We start from the raw sequence: 19,072 nt of genomic DNA on the forward strand, positions 1-19,072 counted from the left end.
ATGGCCGACGAAAACAAGACCGAAGACCCGACCGGTAAGCGGCTTTCAGATGCCGCTGCCGAAGGGAATATACCTAAAAGCCGTGAACTTGCCACCGCAATAATTCTGCTGGGCGGCGCTATCTTCATGCATTTTTACGGCCCTTATTTTATGAAAGGCATGGGAAGGCTGATGCGTGAGATGCTCACCGTCAGAGACCACAACATCACAGTTGACAACCTGATGGCCATCCTTGTGTTCACGGTCAAAGAGGTCGGAATCATAGTGGCTCCGCTCATGGCACTTCTGCTGATAATATCCATCGCCGCAAACGTGATGCAGGTGGGTTTTGTTTTCACCCCCAAGGCTCTGGAGCTGAAATGGGACAGAATAAACCCCTTCACAGGCTTCGGCCGCTTCTTTTCAAAAAAGAGTCTGGTGGAGCTTTTTAAATCGATTTTTAAAATATTCATCATCGGCTGGTTCGCCTATTACATCGTAAAGGGCAAAATGGAGACCATAGTAACCCTCGCCGATGCGGACATAATGGACATCATTGAGTTTTTCGGCGAGCTTATGTATGAACTGCTGTGGAAAATAGGCCTCATGACGCTGATAATGGCTCTTCTGGACTACATGTATGTGCGCTATCAGCACAAGCAGGACCTGAAGATGACCAAACAGGAGGTCAAGGACGAACATAAGCAGATGGAAGGGGATCCGCAGATCAAACAGCGGATACGCAAAGCTCAGAGAGACCTGGCCCGCCAGAGGATGATGGAGGACGTTCCCAAGGCCGACGTTGTGGTCACAAACCCGACCCACTATGCGGTAGCCCTCCGGTATAACATCGGGCAGGACAGAGCACCCATTTGCCTTGCTAAAGGTCAGAGGCTTATGGCGCTTCGCATCCGGGAAGTTGCCAAGGAGAACGGCATACTTATCCACGAGGATCCGCCCGTGGCACGCTCACTTTTCAAAACGGTTGACATAGGGGAGGAAATACCCGAAAATCTGTTCAAAGCAGTTGCGGAAATCCTTGCTCTGGTTGACAAGTTCAAGAACAGACTATAAGAAAATCCACCCCGGCCCTCCTTTGACAAAGGAGGGGGCGGTTTCAGCATAGCATTTAGACTTGCTGTTTAGATGCAAGTTATGCAAGGAAGATTCTGTAAGACGAGCAAAAGCATACGTTTAAGTATGTGTTGCGAGCGAACGGAATATGACGCCGCAGAACGAAGTATATAAATCGGCAACACTTGCTGTTTAGATGCAAGCAGCACAAGGAAGGCTCTCCCGAGAGGGCTGCGAGCATACGCACAGGTATGTGAGCAGTTCCGAGGGAAAACTGACGCAGTAATGCGCCGCATATAAACAGCAAAAGGAAGGTAAATGGCAGCAGCTTCTGAATATTTGAACATACTTAAGCAGAAGGAGATCTCGTTCTCAGTATTCTTCATGGCCATAATCGCCGTGATGATTCTGCCCGTGCCCCCTATTCTGCTCGACCTGCTGCTGACCCTCAGCGTGGCGCTGTCCATCATAATTCTGATGGTGGCGATACACGCCGACCAGCCCCTTAAGTTTTCAACGTTTCCGACAGTACTTCTGATAGTAACGCTGTTCAGGCTGTCGCTGAACGTTGCAACCACAAGGGTTATTCTTCTCCACGGATATGAGGGAGAGGATGCGGCGGGTGAAGTTATCCGTGCTTTCGGACAGTTTGTTATCGGCGGGAACTATGCCGTCGGTATTATCATATTCCTGATACTTATCATCATCAACTTCATGGTTATCACAAAGGGTTCAACCCGTATCGCCGAAGTTGCAGCCAGATTCACACTGGACGCCATGCCCGGAAAGCAGATGTCCATTGATGCCGACCTGAACGCAGGTCTCATAAACGAAGACGAAGCCAGACAGAAGCGTATCGACATCCAGAAGGAGGCCGACTACTACGGTTCTATGGATGGTGCGAGTAAATTTGTACGGGGCGATGCCGTTGCAGGACTTATCGTTACCGCCATCAACATCATCGCAGGTCTTGCCATCGGTGTTATCATGGGCGGAATGGAGATTATGGAGGCGGCCGAACGCTACACCATCCTCACCATAGGCGACGGTCTGGTATCTCAGATCCCATCTCTGATAATATCCACAGCCGCAGGTCTTATCGTTTCCCGTGCCGGATCAGGCGGCGACCTGTCCAACCAGCTTTACGGTCAGCTTTTCAACAGCGCAAAAGTTATGGGAATAACAGGCGGTATCCTGCTGTTCTTCGCTATTATACCCGGCATGCCCAAGATATCGTTCATTCTTCTGGGTGCTCTTTTCATATACCTCTCACGTCTGAGCAGAGTTCAGACACAGGAGAAAGAAAAAGAGCAGGAAAAGGCCGCAACGGAGAAAGAAAAAGCGCCTGTGGCCGAAGAGGACGAGGTAAAAAGTCTACTGGAGATGGATATTCTGGAGCTGGAGATCGGATTTGCGCTTATTCCCCTTGTTGATGCGGCGCAGGGCGGAACACTGCTTAACCGTATAAAGGCCATTCGCCGTCAGCTCGCTCTGGAGATGGGCTTCATTGTTCCTCCGGTGCGTATCCGTGACAACCTTCAGCTGGATGCCAACGGCTACTCGGTCATGCTGAAAGGCGTTAAGATAAACAGCGGATTCATTTTCCCCGACAAGTTCCTGATAATGAACCCCGAAGGCAGTGTAGCCAATTTTGACGGAATCCCCACCAAGGAACCCGCATACGGACTTGAGGCAAAATGGGTTGATGAACCCGTTAAGGATATGGCGGAGGTTGAGGGATGTACCATTGTCGACCCCTCGACTGTCATAGCAACGCATCTCACCGAAATTATAAAGTCCAACGCATATGAACTGCTGGGCAGACAGGAGACTCAGGAACTTCTGGACAAACTGAAAGAGAAATATCCCAAACTGGTGGACGACGTTGTTCCGGGAATACTCGATCTGGGTACGGTGAACCGTGTGCTTCAGGCACTGCTCAAAGAGCGTGTATCCATCAGAAACCTCCAGACCATAATGGAGATTCTGGCCACCTACGGAATGCAGAACAAACATCCCGACTTCCTCACAGAGCGGGTTCGAACCATACTTAAACGTCAGATAACCGAGAGCTTTGTTGCGGCGGACGGAAAACTGTATGTCTTCACCCTGCCCTCAAAGGTCGAACAGCTTCTTGCGGCCAGCCTCCAGAAAGGCGACGACGGTCAGGAGATTGTCATCGACCCGTCTGTTGCGCAAAAAATTCTGTCTGCTATAATCGGCAAGTGCGACCAGTGCGTCGGCAAGGGACTGCCCCCCGTTCTAATCATCTCGCCGCCCATAAGGCTGCCCATGAGAAGATTTGTTGAAAAGTTTGTACACAACATCAATATTATGTCCCATAATGAGATAAGCGACAGCGTAAGGATCGAGAGCCTCGGAATGCTGGAGATTGAAATATGAGGATAAAGAAGTACGAAGTCTTCGATATGAAAGAGGCCATGAAACTCATAAAGGAAGAGCTGGGGCCGGAAGCCATGATCCTCTCCACCCGCAAGGTGGTGAAGAACAACAGCTTCGGTCTTTTCTCGCGCCCTATCATAGAGGTGACTGTCGGAATAGAGGATGACGAAAGGGTTATCAGCGCAAGGAAGACGGTGGGAAAGACCGTTGTTCAGGACGATCCCTTCGCAAAGACCTACAAGCCTCAGTTCCGCCCGGCAACCGCACCCTCTGCTTCACCTGCCGCTCCCGAAAGGTCGGAGACGGACAGGATTTCCGAAGTTATAAACGCTCTGGGGCTTAACCGCTTTGAAGGGCTTATAAACGATATATCCGAGATTAAAAGACAGATGATGGAGATCAAATCCGGCATGAAGGAGAACTTTGTGGTGGATCTGGCTCAGCCCGTTCTGGAATTTTACAACATACTGCTGAAAAACGGCGTGGATGACGACATAGCCTACAAGTTTCTTAAGAAAATAGAGAAGCGTGCGGCGGCGGGACTCACCCGCAATCAGGTAAAAAACCTCTCCGTTCAGCTTCTGGGCGACCTTGTGCCGCTGGAAAAGGACTATTTCTCAAGCCTTAAGCAGAAGGTGCTTGCTCTTGTCGGCCCCACAGGCGTTGGCAAGACCACAACCATAGCAAAAATAGCGGCAAACCTGAGCCTTCAGCTTAAAAAGTCCGTCGCACTCATAACCATAGACAATTTCCGTATCGGAGCCGTTGAACAGCTCAAGAACTATGCGGAGATAGTCAGCATACCCCTGCGGGTGGCATCGTCCCCCAATGAGCTTGAAAAGATAATCTACGAATGCAAGGATTTTGAATACGTTTTCATCGATTCAATGGGCAGAAGCCAGTTCGACAACGAACAGATAGGCGACCTGCGGAAATTCCTTGAGGTCAGCCCGCTGATAAAGGTTGCGCTGGTGCTCTCAATGAGCTGCAACCATCAGGAGCTTTCGGATACCTTCGACAGATATTCGAAGCTGATGCCTGAGTACACGATCTTCACAAAGCTGGACGAAACCAAATATTTCGGCCCGCTGATAAACCTTCCCATAAAAAAGAAGACACCTATTATGCTTTTATCTAAAGGACAAAATGTACCGGACGACATGGAGATACCTGATGGCAGGAAAATTGCTTCTCAGGTGCTCAGAGAGATACCGTCCCTATGGAGCGATAAATGACGGATCAGGCACACAGCCTGCGAAAGAAAGCATGGGAGCAGAACAGAAAGGCAACGTACCTCTCTATATCCAGCGGAAAAGGGGGAGTCGGCAAGACAAATTTTGCCGTTAACCTCGCATGTCTGCTGGCTCAGCTAGGCAAAAAAGTCCTTGTTTTCGACGCAGATCTCGGACTGGCCAACGTTGACATTCTGCTCAATATCAGTGTTTCAGCCTCTATCAGAAAGTATCTGACGGGGGAGGTTGCTCTTAACGAGATCATAAAGCGCAATGTTTACGGCGTGGATGTGATTCCCGCCTCAAGCGGCTTTGTGGAGCTTTCGAATCTGTCGGAACAGGAGCACGACAAGCTTCTGGATATTTTCGTTCTGCTTGACGGACAGTATGACTTCATTCTGTTCGACACAGGTGCGGGTATCTCCGAAAACGTGATAAGGTTCACCTCCATTGCGGACATGGTCATCGTGCTGACAGTACCCGAACCAACCGCAATAACCGACGCATACGCTTTTATGAAGGTCGTTCATTTTCAGTACGGCATTCAGGAGATCCACTTTGTTCTCAACAGGGTGGACGATGTCGCAGGGGTTAAGGGGATTTTTGAGAGCATGAAAAACGTCGCTCAGAAGTTCCTGAACGTGGAGCTTTCGCTGCTGGGATATCTGCGGGAGGACAAGACACTTATAAAGTCTGTCAAAAGCCAGAAACCCATATGCATACTCGCTCCCACCTCACCCTATGTCAAAGACCTTCTGCCCATCGCAAAGAAAATAACAGGGCAGTTGGACATCGAGCTGAAAAAACAGAATCTCTACGAGAAGCTGAAAGGCGTATTCAGGTGAGCCGGATCATACGGAGGACGGTATGAATCTATCTTACAGAGAAATGGCATTGCTTTTGTCTTCAACGGTGTTCATCACCTCATTTGTGGTGAAATTCATAATTTTTGATGTAAAATTGACTTATATGATAAGGGACATTATAATGTTCTTTGCGATTTACATGATTGCAAAGAGTCTGTTCTTTATGATAGACCGGATACTAATTAACTTCAGGAAGATAATGTGACGCCATACGAGTCTGCATCCGGCAACAAATTCAGCAGAGAAGAGAAGGACCAGATAATTTCGGAGTTCATGCCGAGAATCAAGTCGTGGGTTCTCCGGATCAGCACAACTCTTCCTGACAGCGTGGATGTTGACGACCTCTATTCCTCCGCCTGTCTGGGGCTCATAGAGTCTCTGGAAAGGTTTGACAAAGACAGAAACGTAAATTTCTATACATACGGCGAAAGGCGTATCAAAGGAGCTATCCTTGATACCCTGCGCAACCTCGATTTCCTCCCCAGAAACGTGCGCACAAGGCTGAAACAGCTTGAAAGGCACATGGAAAGCCACTACAGACACTCCGGAACTAAGCCCAGTGTGGAGGATATCGTTAAAAACAGCGACTTCACCGAAACCGAGGTGCACAGGCTTCAGGAGCTTATGGAAAACGACAAGCTCTTAAGTCTCGACGAATCCATAGGTCCTGACGGCGAAAGCACGATGGTGGATTTCATCCGCTTCGCAGGCCTGACCCCCGAAGACGAAACAGTGCGCAACAGGCTGGTGGACAAACTGGCCGAAGAGATAGACGCACTCAATGAAAAAGAGAAATATGTGGTCTCTCTGTATTATTATGAGGAGCTCACTATGAAGGAGATAGCTGAGGTTCTCGGCATCACCGAATCCCGTGTGTCGCAGATCCACTCTGCGGCGGCGGCCAAACTTCAGAAGAGACTGAGGGAGTTTTATGAATAGAATCACTGTGCTTGTTGTTGATGATTCGGCCTTCATGCGTAAGGCCATTGAAGGCATGCTCGCCAAAGACCCGGACATTCAGGTGGTTGGCACAGCCAGCAACGGCATCGAAGCAATAGAAAAAGTTAAAACACTGAAGCCCGACGTGGTCACTCTGGACATCGAGATGCCCAGAATGGACGGACTCACCGCCCTTGAAAAGATAATGGCTGAGAACCCTCTTCCCGTTATCATGGTCAGCTCGCTCACCACAGAGGGAGCGGAAGCGACCCTGCGCGCCCTGGATCTGGGTGCGGTGGACTTTATTCCCAAAGATAAATCTTTTGCCAGCTTCGGCGTACTCAAGATAGAAGACGACCTGCGTGAGAAGATAAAAAACTTCGGCAGAAGAAAGGCTTTCTTCGCCCGCACCGTCAGAAAGCCCATAGCCCCCTCGGGCATTGCTGCTCCGGCCGCACCGCTGATCACCAGAGCGGCGCCCAAAATAACCTCTAAAAAGAAACTGGTCATAATAGGCACATCAACCGGCGGCCCCCAGTCTCTGCAAAAGGTTATTCCCATGCTTCCTGCGGATCTCGGCGTTCCTGTGCTGGTGGTTCAGCACATGCCCCCCAACTTCACAAAATCCCTCGCCCAGAGACTCGACTCTCTCAGCAAGGTGCACGTTGTGGAGGCGCAGGGCAAGGAACAGCTGGAACCCAACACTGTGTACATCGCCAAAGGCGGCATACACCTGAAACTTAAAAAAATGGGAGTCCATTATTATACTGAATTAAGCCCCGAACCTGCAAACTCGCTCCACATACCCAGTGTCGATGTCACTGCCGCATCCGTGGCCGAAAACATCGGAAGGGATGCGCTGGGGGTTATCATGACAGGAATGGGCTCAGACGGAATGAAAGGACTTCAGCTGCTTAAGCTGAAAGGCGGAAACGTAATAGCCCAGAACGAAGCTTCCTGCGTGGTCTACGGCATGCCCAGAGCGGTTGTCGAGGCAAACATTCATGACGAGGTCGTTCCGCTGGACGAAATCTACCAGCGCATAGTGGCATACTGCAAGTGAAGGGTGATTAATGGCGGATATTCTTAGTCAGGAGGAGATTGACGCCCTGTTGTCCACAGTATCGACAGACGACGAGATGTCGGATGATACTGTTGAACAGTTGGACTTCGTCCCCAAGAAAATATCCGTATACGACTTCCGCAGACCCGACCGGGTCAGCAAGGAACAGTTGCGCTCAATACGCAACCTCCACGATAAATTCGCCAGAAACTTCTCTTCCACGCTCTCAAACTACCTGAGAACCATAACGGACATTACCCTTACATCCGTTGACCAGATGACCTACGGCGAGTTCCTTATGTCGCTGCCCGACCCCACCAGCTTCAACATCATCAGCATGATACCCATGGAGGGAAACACAGTCCTTGAGATCAACCCCTCTCTGGTTTTCCCCATAGTTGACAAACTGCTGGGAGGAACAGGCAAGCCCCTTTTCAACACAAGGGAACTGACCACCCTTGAACAGCATATCATGGACGGAATCCTTAGCCTCATACTGAAAGACCTTGAAGAGGTCTGGAGGCAGATCATCCCCAATATAAGAATGAAGAAGGAACTGTCGGAAAACAGCCCCCACATCATTCAGATCGTTTCCCAGAACGAGGTCGTCATTCTGGTGGTGTTCGAGGTCAAGTTCGGCGAGGTGCTGGGCATGATGAACCTCTGCATCCCCGCAATCGTTCTTGAGCCGGTACTGGGCAAAATAAGCTCCACCGACTGGCTGATAGGCTCCAAGAAAGGAGCTGTCGGCGACAACGAGCACGAAATTCTTGGCATCCTGAACGACACCGAAATAAGCACAAACGTATACATGGGTCACAGCAAACTGAGCATTGAGGATATCCTTGAGCTTTCCAAAGGGGATCTCATCATGTTCAAGGTAAAAAGCGAAAAGCCCTGCGAGATTTTCCTGAACAACAAAAAGAAATTCATGGGAACCGTGGGCACCCTCGGGGTTAAGAAGGCTGTGAAAATTACCGAATTTTTAACGGAGAACAACGATGAAAACACCGCTGAGTGACAGCAGACATACAAATTTCACCGATGTCCTTGCATCCGTTTTCCAGAACACTCTGGACAGCATGTTCGACAAGGATATCTCGGTCTCCTTTGCGCAGGTCAGCTCGGCAGGGCCGGAAGACCTCTCCGGAGGCTACGAAGAGCAGACGCTCATCCTCGCCACAGAGGAGAAAACCGGAACTGAAGCGGGTCTGATGTTCAACACCGTTGACATCACATATATGACAAACCTTATGATGATGATGGACGAACCGGGCAAGGACAGTCTTGAACCGGACGACAAGGACGCAATAAAAGAGCTTACCTCGCAGATGCTTGCCGCATGCAGTGTTCCTGTTGAGGAGAAGACCGGAACTAAGGTTTCCTTCAGGATAGACGATGTTATGGTTAACGATGCGCCTGCACTGTTTCAGGCGGATGAATATATGATAGTCGATGCCGCAATAAGCATCGGCTCAACAAAGACCACCTTCCGTTTCTTTACTGATGCCGCACTGCTGAATGCCTTTTCAAAAGGCGGTTCCGCAGGGGCCGGACTCTCCGACGAACCCGATTTCGGAGCCGCATTCAAGTTCCCTGACGATGAGGGTGTGCATATTCCCGACCTCGGCGGAGGGGGCGGAAGCCACCATACCCCCGGCAACCTGGACCTGCTTCTTGATATTGATGTTCCCGTAAGTGTAAAAATGGGTTCGACCAATATGTTTTTAAAGGATATACTAACAATGGGCTCCGGAAACATAATAGAACTGGACGAATCCGCTGACGAACCTGTTGAACTTGTAATTAACAACAAAGTCATCGCACGGGGTGAAGTTGTCATCGTCGACGGTTATTTCGGCTTCAGAATTAAAGAAATTGTCAGCCGTGCCGAAAGAATAAAGAAATTAAAAGATTGACAGTAACAACTGTTTTGGAAATAATATATAGTAGATAAACAGGTGGAGGATCCTATAATGGCTTACGACCATGTGATTATAACAGTGGACGATTCTTCAACGATGCGCAGGATCATCAAAAATACACTCACAAAACTCGGCTTCACGAACGTTCTTGAAGCGGGCAACGGAGTGGAAGGTCTTGATGTCCTTGCTAAAAACGAAGTTGATTTGATAATCACCGACTGGAACATGCCTGAAATGGATGGTCTGACCTTCGTAAAAACACTCAGAGCGAAGGACGAATACAAAGAGACCCCCATTCTTATGGTTACTACAGAAGCCGCCAAAGAAGATATCCTGACTGCGCTGCGCAGCGGTGTAAACAACTATGTTGTAAAACCTTTCACACCGGATACTCTTCAGGAGAAGGTGAACAAACTTCTGGGACTGTAATATGTCCGGTTACAAAGATATTAATGAACTTCTGGATATCGCCAGATGTATCAACGAAGGAAAATATGACGTTGCCGGCGTTGACGTAAACGCTGAAAACGAACTCTATCATATCGCTCAGTATTTCAGCGAAGCCGTAAACAAGCTGAAAACAGTGTACGATACGGTGGAAGACAGCTATGAAGACCTCCCCGGATTCGAAGACACCCTTAAAGCAATAATAGCAGATTCAAAAACCGCATCGGAGAACGTTCTCTCCTGTGTGGATAAAATCAATTTTATAACAGACGACATCAGAGAAAATATTCAGACCATTAAAAATCAGGTGGCCGCAGGACAGTTCAGCCAGGCCGGCGGAATAATCGACAGACTGCGGGACAAAGCTCTGGGAGGACAGGATACATGCTTCGACATTATCGCCTCTCTGGAATTTCAGGATATCACCAAGCAAAAGATAGATAAACTTGTTAAAATAATCTACGACCTTCAGGAAAGACTCGCTCACCTCGTTCTTATGTTCGGCGTGAAAGAGAACAAAATTGATGTACAGATGCTTGATATGATAAAAGATAAAAAAGACCTTCTTAAGGACCAGAATCTTGTTGACGAGCTCCTCAAAGAGTTCGGTCAGTAAGATTTGGAGGACGCCATGAACAACGCAAACGAAATGCAGGACCTTGTCCAGGATTTTATTCTTGAAACCGATGAAATAATTGAAAGCCTCGATCAGGATCTTATTGAACTTGAGAACAGAAAGAATGATTTTGATCTGCTGAATAAAATATTCAGGGCGGCTCATACCATGAAGGGAGCGTCTTCCTTCCTGGGCTTTGACAAAATGAGCAGCGTTACACACCACGCAGAGGAGATCCTGAACAAGCTCAGAAAGAACGAAATGCAGGTCACCCCTGAAATAATGGACATCCTGCTTGAGTTCGTGGACGTCACAAAAACAATACTCGGCGATATCAAAAACGGTACAAACACCGCTGTTACCGACGAGATAGTAGCTAAACTGAAACTGGCCAACGAAGGAAAACTCGGCGCAGGCGCAGGAGCAGCATCCGGCGGGGCTAAGAGAGAGAGCGTTGAGCAGGTTAAAAAGGCCGCAGTTGCCGTTGAACAGACCATCCGTGTGGATGTTTCCCGTCTGGATTCACTCATGAACCTCGTGGGAGAGCTTGTTCTCAGCCGTAACCGTATCGGCCAGATATCCGGCGAGCTGGAAAAGAAATTCGAAGGCGAGTTCCTCATCGAACAGCTTATGGAGACAACCTCTCAGATAGGACTTATCTCCACAGAGCTTCAGCTGGCTGTTATGAAAACCAGAATGGTTCCCATCGGAAAGGTTTTCAACAAATTCCCCAGAATGGTGCGTGACCTCTGCCGTGACATGGGCAAGGATATTGACCTTGTTATAGCCGGTGAAGAGACAGAACTTGATAAATCCGTTGTGGAAGAGATCGGCGACCCCCTTATGCACATGATAAGAAACGCCGTCGACCACGGTGTGGAAATCCCCTCTGAAAGACGTAAGAAGGGCAAACCCGATAAAGGTATCGTAAATCTTTCCGCATATCACGAAGGCAACCACATCGTAGTTGAGATCAAAGACGACGGAAAAGGCCTCGACGCTGAAATGCTTAAACGCAAAGCTGTTGAAAAGAACGTTATCAGTGCTGAAGAAGCTAAAAACATGGACAACGAGACAGCATACGGCCTCATTTTCCGTCCCGGTTTCTCAACAGCGGCTGCAATAACCGACGTTTCAGGCAGAGGCGTTGGTATGGACGTTGTTAAGACCAACATTGAAAAACTGAACGGTATCATAAATATAGAATCTGAGATCGGCCACGGAACACGCTTCAAGATGAAGCTGCCCCTCACTCTGGCAATCATTCAGGCTCTGCTGGTTGAAGTTTCCGGCGAAATCCTCGCCATTCCGCTGGTTTCTGTCATTGAAACAGTGCGCATCAACGAAAAGCAGATACACAGCTTCGAAGGCCGTGAGGTTCTCAAGCTTCGCGATTCAGTTCTCAGCCTTATCAGACTTAACGAAATTTACGAGTTTCAGGAATCCTACGACGAGGACATTTATGTTGTTGTCGTGGGTATCGCCGAAAAACGTCTGGGCTTCATTGTGAACAAGCTGGTAGGTCAGGAAGAGATCGTTATCAAATCTCTCGGCGAATATCTCAGCGGAAACGAAGGCATCGCAGGCGCAACAATCATGGGTGACGGCCGGGTAAGGCTTATCATCGATGTTGCAGGCGTAATGGAGATAGCCTCCAAAATGCCCAGAAGATTCAGACAGAAGAAAAAGGCCGAAACGAACAAAAAGCAGAACAACAAGATAACCGTAATGATAATCGACGACTCGGCAACCGACCGCAAGATAATCAGCAGGCTGCTCTCTGCAACAGGCTGGATGGAGACCAAAGAGGTAACCAGCGGCAAGGACGCCATAAAGATAATCGACAAACTCGATCCCGATATCGTCATAACGGACATCATGATGCCCGACATGGACGGATACGAGGTTGCCAGGGCACTCAGGGAAAAAGGCTATGAAAAGCCTATTATCGCAGCATCAGGCAGATCAGAGATCTCCGAAAGGAAGAAAATATCCGCAGCAGGTATTGACGCCTTCCTGCTGAAGCCTCTGAACATGCAGATGCTGATGGATAAGATTGATGAGCTTATGGCGAACTCTTCTAATTCTTAGTTTATTAGCAGTTTTCAGCCGGGAAGCCTCGGCTAGAATTTATATTTACGAGGTGGTCACGGAGCACAGACGCTTCCAGACCGCCTCGAAACTCCAGCCCTCCGCTTTTTTAAGTTATTACGGCGGAAAAGACATCATCTATGAGCTGACTGTCGTTGATGTCATGAAAGGTGACAACTTTGAAGAAGCCGTTAAAAAGCATAAACTTGATGACAACAACTACCGGGATCTATCTCCGAAAATTTCTAAGCGTCCTAGTGATTTTCGCCGTTTTGTATGGTGGAAATAGCTTTGCGGCCGAACGCAGCTTTTTTCGTGTCATAGTTGCCAAACCCGATTCAAACGTAACAACACAGATGCGGGTCTGGGCCGAATCCGAAGAGGAGGCCCGAGAGAACGTAGCTCTGAACGGCTGGCAGATACTCTCAATCGAACAATCAACACCCGGAGCACCCTATAATCCTTCCACCGCTGTCAGAGGGGCGGACTCAGGCGCAAAAGTGTCGCCGTCAGATCATCTTGTTAACGTGACAAAGATCGGTGAAGGGGATATTCAGCCCATTGGCAAACTGACCGTCAAGGACGGAGAGAACGTTGATTTCAAACTGAAACCGGGCCCCTGTCAGACCCTTACAAAGCTGGTGGTGAATGGCGAACAGGTGGAAGTTTCCGACAGCTACTCCCTCAAAAACGTTAAAACCGATACCTACGTAGTAGCTTTCTTTGACAAAAACGGCAGAGAATGCGACTCCAACGGAATAAAAGACAAAGACCTTAAAGAGATAGCGATTATCTACTTTGATCTGGGCAAGTTCTCCACAACTGTTAAAAAGGACACCGCTGAACTGCTGAAAACCCTCAGCAAGAATAAAAAATACGTCATAATAGGCCACACGGACGACGTTCGTGTTATCCCCAATGTGGAATACAAAGACAACATGGAGCTTTCAATAAGAAGAGCCGGATTTGCCAAGGCAAGACTGCTGGGCAACGGCATCCCTTCATCCTCCATAAAACTTATGGGCATGGGACCCGCCTACCCCGTAGCACCCAACAAACCGGAAGGACAGCCTCTTAACAGGCGTGCAGTGATATATGAGCGAAGATAGCGACAAAAAGGTAACTTATCAGGATTTTTACAATATAAAGCTCAACAAGTTCTATGAATTCGTCACAGAGGTCATGCATGACTTCACCTTCACCGTCCACAGAAGCATCAAGGAGGAGGAGAACAAACGGAGGATAGAACTCTGGCGTTCCTCAAAGAGCGAGGAATCCGCCATGGTCTGGATTGAGATAGCCAAAGGCGATGAACACATCGACCGCTATGTCTCGTCCGACGTTCTGCGCACCATGAACGAAGAGGGGCTTACAAAACTCTTCTTTTTCACAAACACAGACCTTGAAGACGACACCAGAGACATTCTGGACGGAAAAAACCACTACATCTTCACCCCTGCGGATATAATTGAGACCCTTGAGGCTCTGGACATGAAAAAGATGGTGTCCAGACCGGTGAAAAAGCGGAAAACCGTAAAGATAGCCTCCGGATATTTCGTCATCCGCAACTACCTGAAACAGCACCCTCCCAAAGGAAAGAAGGTTTTTGTCAACACCAGCACCCTTTCCGACATGTGCGACCATTATGTCGTCATGACAAGGCAGATTCTTAACGACGTCGACCGGATTGACGATATTAATAATATGAGTCAGGAACTTAAAGACCGATTTAAGCGTGTCCAGACGAAACTGCTCCCTGAACTCAGAAAGACCCTTTACTACAAGTTTACCGACAGATTCGATTATCTGGCTCAGTGTATCTACAATATTCAGGAAAGTATGATAATATATATCGGCGCACTGGTGGAAATGGAATCCGAAGAGGAGCTTAACAACTCCAGAGACAGGATTGAGAAGGAACTGGCAGTTCTTAAAGAGATAGACGGAAAGCTTGAGGAATTCTACAGTGAACAGATGTCCAAGGCAGAAAGCCTCAGCTATCGTTTGCTGTATATCTCCATTGGTGTTATTGTCTTTATGGCGGCCTTCTTCGGCATTATGATGCTTAAAAAGTAAAAAATACCTTTAGAGTCTGCTTTTATAAGTGCAATTTGTTTGATTTTTTAACGATTATATTTTAAAATTATATAGCTTTAAGTTACTTAGCTCGAAAAGGATACACCGCAGGGCAAAATGGAATATATTAAAGAGATTTTAAACTACATAAGCGAGGTGGTATTTGTCGTCAACGACAGATACCAGATACAGTACTGCAGCCCTCAGGTGAAGAACATCACGGGCAAGCCCCCTGAAAAAATGGTCGGAAAGAAATGTCACATGGTTCTCTTCAACAAGATGGAACCCTGCAAAGACTGCCAGCTCCAGAAACTTCGGGAAAACAAGATCCCCGTTGATATCGAGCACGACACTATAACCCACAGGGGCTTCCGCAAACTCCTCTCCGCAAAGTTCATAACTCTGGCGGACGGAACCTATGCAGAGATACTAACCGACATAACCAGCACAAAAAAGCTGATAGATAAGCTCACCCGCCACTCCAAAGAGCTGAAAGCCTCAAACGTTATCCTTAACCTGAAACGCAAGGAGACGGAGAAGGAACACAGGTTCATCCTTAAGACCATAAACTCGCTGAACGACGGCGTTATGGTTGTAAACCCCGACCTAAGCATAAACATGTCCAACTCAAGCATAATGGAGATCTGCGGTGTTCACAGCATGAACAACATAAAGTGCTATGAGGTATACGGATATAAAGAGCAGTGCAAGGACTGCCCCCTCCTCGACCCAAGAAACGTCCGCGCCTTCCGCGAGGCAAACGGCAAGAAGCTGACAGTCACCATGAACCATTTCGACAAATACATAGTCGAATCATTAAGAGACACCACCAAAGAACTCAAACTTATCGAAGAAATAAAGTCCCAGCAGTCGGTGCTTCATGAGAAGCAGAGGCAGATGGCTCTGCTGAACGAAGACCTGCTGAGGATGAATGATAAACTTAAAACAGCCCACAAGATAATAGATGAAGAACTTATGCAGGTGGGGCAGATACAGGCGAGCCTTCTGCCCGAGAAGCTGCCGGAGATACCCGGATATGACTTCGGAGCTTTCTATACCCCTGCGGAGCATGCAGGCGGCGATTATTACGACTGTATCGAAATGAGCAACGGCTACTGGGGTCTGGGTGTGGCGGACGTTTCCGGCCACGGCATCCCCGCTTCCGTTATCATGGCGATAACACGTGCCATCATGCGCTCCTATACCTATGATATTATCTCATCCTCCGAGGCTGTGGCGATGGTGAACGAGATATTGTGCGACAATATTCACACAAACGACTTTGTCACAATGTTCTATCTCGTTCTTGATTCTGCAAAAGGCGTATGCAACTTTGCAAGTGCGGGACACAACCCCCTTCTGCTGTATGACAAGTCCGAGATGCTGGTGCGGAAAGTTTCTGCACACGGAATGTTCCTCGGGGCGTTTGATATGGTAGAATATGAAGAGGGGAGCCTTACTCTTGACAGCGGAGACATAGTGTTCATGTATACCGACGGCCTGAACGAGGCCATGAACCGCAGCCGCGAACAGTATGGCTATGACCAGCTGATCTCCAAAATAATGATGTTCTCTGCGCTGCCTGTCAGCGAGATGATAGACAACATCATGGAAGATGTCAGAGCATTTACACAGGGGCATCCCTTTGAAGATGATATTACAATACTTGCTTTCAAAAAGCTTTAAGGAGGATCTGAATGTTCGAAGTTCAGGATAACGGCGGAAAAAAAGTTGTATTTGTTAAAGGCGAAGTGAACGCCCAGACAGGAAGCGAACTGAAAAAAGGCATACTCGACCTTTTCAACTCGTCTTCTTGCGTTGTTGTTTCTTTCAAGGGCGTTGTTTACATGAACAGCTCCGGCCTGAGAGAGATCATCGACCTGCTGAAAAGCGTCAACAAACTTAAAAAAGAACTTAAACTCTGCGAAATGTCAGCAGATATCAGAGAAATGTTCACCTTCACAGGTCTGGACAAAGTATTTAAAATTTACGACACGCAAGCCCAAGCGCTGGGGTAGTCTATGGCTTATAATTTCACCCGTTACGGTGATTTCCTCAAAATAATGGTTGAGCAGGACGCACCCTATAAAGACCTTGAAGATGCGGCCAGAAAGATTCCCGAGCTGACAGAAACGAAAAAGATCAGTCTCGACCTGAAAAACTGCTACTACATCCAGAGCAAAGCTCTGGCGGCCATGATAGCAATGAAAAAGAACGCTGCGAAGATAGGCGCCGAATTCAGCGTCACAAACGTCTGCGACAACGTTTATCAGGTAATGGAGATGGCGAACCTGTCATCATACTTCACCATTGAAGAGGACTTCTCCTCATATACACCCGACGAGCTGATGGAAAAATTCTTTCAGCCCGATTATGCCGACCGTGTGTCGGACTTTATAGCTTCCTCCTATTCCGATGAATTCCGCAGGAAGCTCCTTGAAATATTGGAGATGCAGGAGCCGGAGCTTAAGTTCTATGCTGTCCTTACCATGGGAAAAGCCCACGACTACAGCGCAGAGGAGAAGATCAAACAGGAGCTTTCCAGCGACGTTCCGCTGGTTGTGAAGGCTGCTGTGCTTGTTCTTGGCTGGTTCGGCGACACTGCAAGCAAAGAGAAGATCTACGAAGTGCTTGAGTCAGGCGCAGAAGAGTTGACCGAGGCCGCTGCGGCTTCAATAGCACTTCTCAGCGACGAATCGGATGCGGCTCGTCTGGGCAAACTGCTCTCAAGTCCCAGCAAGACCATCCGCACAGCCGCAATTCAGGCGCTGACTCTGATAAACGACGATACCTGTTTCGAGCTTCTTAAAAACTCCCTTGAAACGGAATCCGACGACGATGTTAAAGCCATGCTTATCCGTGCCGTATCCTCCTTCAACAGGGGCGGGGTTTCGGATATCCTCATAAAATGGCTGGACAGCAAATCCATCAAGATCCGGGAGGCATCCGCAAGCGGCCTTGCAAAAATAAAGGCTAAGGACAAACTTGAAGATATAATCTCACGGATCACAGATAACGACGCATGGGTTGGCTACTTTGCCGTGAAAGCCTGCGGCGAGATATGCTCCGCATCAGAGGCCGGAAGACTCATGGAAAGCTACGACATGGTTGACGAAAACGTTAAACTGGCCATAGTGGAGGCTCTGGGCAAGATTCCCGGAGATTTCAGCGATTTCTACATGAGCATTCTGGACAACGGAAACGAGGACATCAGAAAAGAAGTTCTGATTTCGCTCTTCAACGACAACAGAGCCTATGCACTGCCCGCTGCTTCGAACCTTTTTGTGAACGATTCAAGCTGGCTGGTGCGCTATAAGGCACTTGAAATTCTTGAGCAGATCCGTCCGGAGGGCTTCAAAGACCTGCTTAGAACCAGACTGGTTGCCGAAGACAATAAATATGTCAAAGACAAAATTCAGTCTGTACTGGAAGTATTATGATTACAGCTTCAACGATAAAGATTAAAGATGACGAGTTTGTGGAGCTTAAAGATATAATCTATAAGAACGCCGCAATCTCGTTTGCAGACAGCAAGAAGTATCTCATCGAGAACAGACTGTCGAAAAGGCTTCAGGAGCTTAACTTCAACAGTTTCAAGGACTACATCTACTATCTTAAATACGATGCCAAAAAAAGAGAGGAGATGGAGATACTTCTGAATCAGGTGACCATCAACGAGACCTATTTTCTGCGTGAAAGGGCTCAGATGGATCACATGATTAAAACTGCTATCCCCGAACTGCTTAACTCGGGCAAAAGAAATATCCGTATCTGGTCTGCCGCCTGCTCTTCCGGCGAGGAGCCCTACTCCATCGCCATGCTGCTGAACGAGGCGGGACTCTTTGCAAAGGCAAGTATTGAGATTCTGGCCACCGACATTAACACTGAGGTTCTGGACATTGCCCAGAAAGGCATATACAGAACAATCTCTTTCAGAGGCGTGCCCCCGCAGATTCAGGATAAATACTTTGCAAAGGACGGCTTTGCGTATAAGCTGGATGCCAACATCATGAACAAGGTTAAGTTCTTTCAGGGCAACCTGCTGAACCCAATGATGACCACAAAAGTTGGCAGACTGGATGTTATCTTCTGCAGAAACGTACTGATATATTTCGATATCCCTGCCAAGCAGAAGGTTATCGATCTGTTCCATAAATCGCTCGGCATGCCCGGTGCGCTTTATCTCGGCCACTCGGAAACTCTGAACAAGATTTCCGAAGCCTTTAAAATGGAGAATTTCGGCGGCGGTATCATTTACAGAAAGATCTGAGGGTAACAACATGGGATAGGGCCTATTGAGGTTCAGCACTCGCTGGTTGCCGAAAAAATTCAGGATGTCCAGCAGCGGAATGCCGATAACA

At 48.1% G+C, this 19,072-nt stretch carries 17 protein-coding genes; all 17 read left to right on the plus strand.

What is annotated here, in order from left to right; genetic code table 11:
* The 17 genes from flhB to C8D98_RS01190 all read left to right on the plus strand — a co-directional run bounded on the left by flhB (position 1) and on the right by C8D98_RS01190 (position 18,981).
* Positions 1 to 1,053, plus strand: coding sequence for a flagellar biosynthesis protein FlhB (gene flhB / locus C8D98_RS01110; RefSeq protein WP_132871249.1), 1,053 nt, complete (start codon positions 1 to 3; stop codon positions 1,051 to 1,053).
* A 318-nt stretch (positions 1,054 to 1,371) separates the two neighbouring features.
* Positions 1,372 to 3,456, plus strand: a complete 2,085-nt coding sequence (gene flhA, locus C8D98_RS01115; protein ID WP_132871251.1) for a flagellar biosynthesis protein FlhA — start codon at positions 1,372 to 1,374, stop codon at positions 3,454 to 3,456.
* Positions 3,453 to 4,691 carry a flagellar biosynthesis GTPase FlhF gene (gene flhF, locus C8D98_RS01120; RefSeq protein ID WP_132871253.1) on the plus strand — a complete coding sequence of 413 codons (1,239 nt, stop codon included), beginning with the start codon at positions 3,453 to 3,455 and terminating at the stop codon, positions 4,689 to 4,691. The genes flhA and flhF overlap by 4 nt, the downstream gene beginning before the upstream one ends.
* Positions 4,688 to 5,533 carry a MinD/ParA family protein gene (locus C8D98_RS01125; protein ID WP_132871255.1) on the plus strand — a complete coding sequence of 282 codons (846 nt, stop codon included), beginning with the start codon at positions 4,688 to 4,690 and terminating at the stop codon, positions 5,531 to 5,533. The genes flhF and C8D98_RS01125 overlap by 4 nt, the downstream gene beginning before the upstream one ends.
* A 222-nt stretch (positions 5,534 to 5,755) precedes the next feature.
* The gene (locus C8D98_RS01130) at positions 5,756 to 6,493 is read left to right on the plus strand and encodes a FliA/WhiG family RNA polymerase sigma factor (RefSeq protein ID WP_132871257.1); all 738 of its coding nucleotides are present in this window, start codon (positions 5,756 to 5,758) and stop codon (positions 6,491 to 6,493) included.
* Positions 6,486 to 7,556, plus strand: a complete 1,071-nt coding sequence (locus C8D98_RS01135) for a protein-glutamate methylesterase/protein-glutamine glutaminase (RefSeq protein WP_132871259.1) — start codon at positions 6,486 to 6,488, stop codon at positions 7,554 to 7,556. Before C8D98_RS01130 ends, C8D98_RS01135 begins: the two co-directional genes overlap by 8 nt.
* A 10-nt stretch (positions 7,557 to 7,566) precedes the next feature.
* A complete protein-coding gene (gene fliM, locus C8D98_RS01140; protein ID WP_132871261.1) occupies positions 7,567 to 8,577 on the plus strand; it encodes a flagellar motor switch protein FliM in 1,011 nt (336 codons plus the stop codon).
* Positions 8,558 to 9,475, plus strand: coding sequence for a flagellar motor switch protein FliN (gene fliN, locus C8D98_RS01145; protein WP_132871263.1), 918 nt, complete (start codon positions 8,558 to 8,560; stop codon positions 9,473 to 9,475). Before fliM ends, fliN begins: the two co-directional genes overlap by 20 nt.
* Positions 9,476 to 9,532: 57 nt before the next feature.
* On the plus strand, positions 9,533 to 9,910 hold the full coding sequence (locus C8D98_RS01150; protein WP_132871265.1) for a response regulator: 378 nt from the start codon (positions 9,533 to 9,535) through the stop codon (positions 9,908 to 9,910).
* 1 nt (position 9,911) lies between these two features.
* Complete coding sequence (locus tag C8D98_RS01155; RefSeq protein ID WP_132871267.1) at positions 9,912 to 10,544, plus strand: protein phosphatase CheZ; 633 nt, start codon at positions 9,912 to 9,914, stop codon at positions 10,542 to 10,544.
* Between the two features lie 15 nt (positions 10,545 to 10,559).
* Complete coding sequence (locus C8D98_RS01160) at positions 10,560 to 12,635, plus strand: hybrid sensor histidine kinase/response regulator (protein WP_132871268.1); 2,076 nt, start codon at positions 10,560 to 10,562, stop codon at positions 12,633 to 12,635.
* Positions 12,636 to 12,907: 272 nt separating this feature from the next.
* Complete coding sequence (locus C8D98_RS01165; protein ID WP_165871138.1) at positions 12,908 to 13,744, plus strand: OmpA family protein; 837 nt, start codon at positions 12,908 to 12,910, stop codon at positions 13,742 to 13,744.
* The gene (locus tag C8D98_RS01170) at positions 13,731 to 14,711 is read left to right on the plus strand and encodes a hypothetical protein (RefSeq protein ID WP_132871271.1); all 981 of its coding nucleotides are present in this window, start codon (positions 13,731 to 13,733) and stop codon (positions 14,709 to 14,711) included. Before C8D98_RS01165 ends, C8D98_RS01170 begins: the two co-directional genes overlap by 14 nt.
* Before the next feature lie 117 nt (positions 14,712 to 14,828).
* Positions 14,829 to 16,397, plus strand: coding sequence for a SpoIIE family protein phosphatase (locus C8D98_RS01175; protein WP_132871272.1), 1,569 nt, complete (start codon positions 14,829 to 14,831; stop codon positions 16,395 to 16,397).
* An 11-nt stretch (positions 16,398 to 16,408) separates the two neighbouring features.
* Entirely contained in the window at positions 16,409 to 16,729 is a 321-nt protein-coding gene (locus C8D98_RS01180) for an STAS domain-containing protein (RefSeq protein ID WP_132871274.1), read from the plus strand.
* A gap of 3 nt (positions 16,730 to 16,732) precedes the next feature.
* A complete protein-coding gene (locus tag C8D98_RS01185) occupies positions 16,733 to 18,151 on the plus strand; it encodes a HEAT repeat domain-containing protein (RefSeq protein ID WP_132871275.1) in 1,419 nt (472 codons plus the stop codon).
* On the plus strand, positions 18,148 to 18,981 hold the full coding sequence (locus C8D98_RS01190; RefSeq protein WP_132871277.1) for a CheR family methyltransferase: 834 nt from the start codon (positions 18,148 to 18,150) through the stop codon (positions 18,979 to 18,981). The genes C8D98_RS01185 and C8D98_RS01190 overlap by 4 nt, the downstream gene beginning before the upstream one ends.
* The last annotated feature ends 91 nt before the right edge of the window (positions 18,982 to 19,072 follow it).

Origin of the sequence: Seleniivibrio woodruffii, assembly GCF_004339245.1 — a bacterium.
Taxonomy (GTDB): domain Bacteria; phylum Chrysiogenota; class Deferribacteres; order Deferribacterales; family Geovibrionaceae; genus Seleniivibrio; species Seleniivibrio woodruffii.

Bases quoted from the DNA above. Each gene is read 5' to 3' on its own strand.
- flhB (WP_132871249.1), top strand. From the start codon at position 1: ATGGCCGACGAAAACAAGACCGAAGACCCGACCGGTAAGCGGCTTTCA.
- flhA (WP_132871251.1), top strand. From the start codon at position 1,372: ATGGCAGCAGCTTCTGAATATTTGAACATACTTAAGCAGAAGGAGATC.
- flhF (WP_132871253.1), top strand. From the start codon at position 3,453: ATGAGGATAAAGAAGTACGAAGTCTTCGATATGAAAGAGGCCATGAAA.
- C8D98_RS01125 (WP_132871255.1), top strand. From the start codon at position 4,688: ATGACGGATCAGGCACACAGCCTGCGAAAGAAAGCATGGGAGCAGAAC.
- C8D98_RS01135 (WP_132871259.1), top strand. From the start codon at position 6,486: ATGAATAGAATCACTGTGCTTGTTGTTGATGATTCGGCCTTCATGCGT.
- fliM (WP_132871261.1), top strand. From the start codon at position 7,567: ATGGCGGATATTCTTAGTCAGGAGGAGATTGACGCCCTGTTGTCCACA.
- fliN (WP_132871263.1), top strand. From the start codon at position 8,558: ATGAAAACACCGCTGAGTGACAGCAGACATACAAATTTCACCGATGTC.
- C8D98_RS01150 (WP_132871265.1), top strand. From the start codon at position 9,533: ATGGCTTACGACCATGTGATTATAACAGTGGACGATTCTTCAACGATG.
- C8D98_RS01155 (WP_132871267.1), top strand. From the start codon at position 9,912: ATGTCCGGTTACAAAGATATTAATGAACTTCTGGATATCGCCAGATGT.
- C8D98_RS01160 (WP_132871268.1), top strand. From the start codon at position 10,560: ATGAACAACGCAAACGAAATGCAGGACCTTGTCCAGGATTTTATTCTT.
- C8D98_RS01170 (WP_132871271.1), top strand. From the start codon at position 13,731: ATGAGCGAAGATAGCGACAAAAAGGTAACTTATCAGGATTTTTACAAT.
- C8D98_RS01175 (WP_132871272.1), top strand. From the start codon at position 14,829: ATGGAATATATTAAAGAGATTTTAAACTACATAAGCGAGGTGGTATTT.
- C8D98_RS01180 (WP_132871274.1), top strand. From the start codon at position 16,409: ATGTTCGAAGTTCAGGATAACGGCGGAAAAAAAGTTGTATTTGTTAAA.
- C8D98_RS01185 (WP_132871275.1), top strand. From the start codon at position 16,733: ATGGCTTATAATTTCACCCGTTACGGTGATTTCCTCAAAATAATGGTT.
- C8D98_RS01190 (WP_132871277.1), top strand. From the start codon at position 18,148: ATGATTACAGCTTCAACGATAAAGATTAAAGATGACGAGTTTGTGGAG.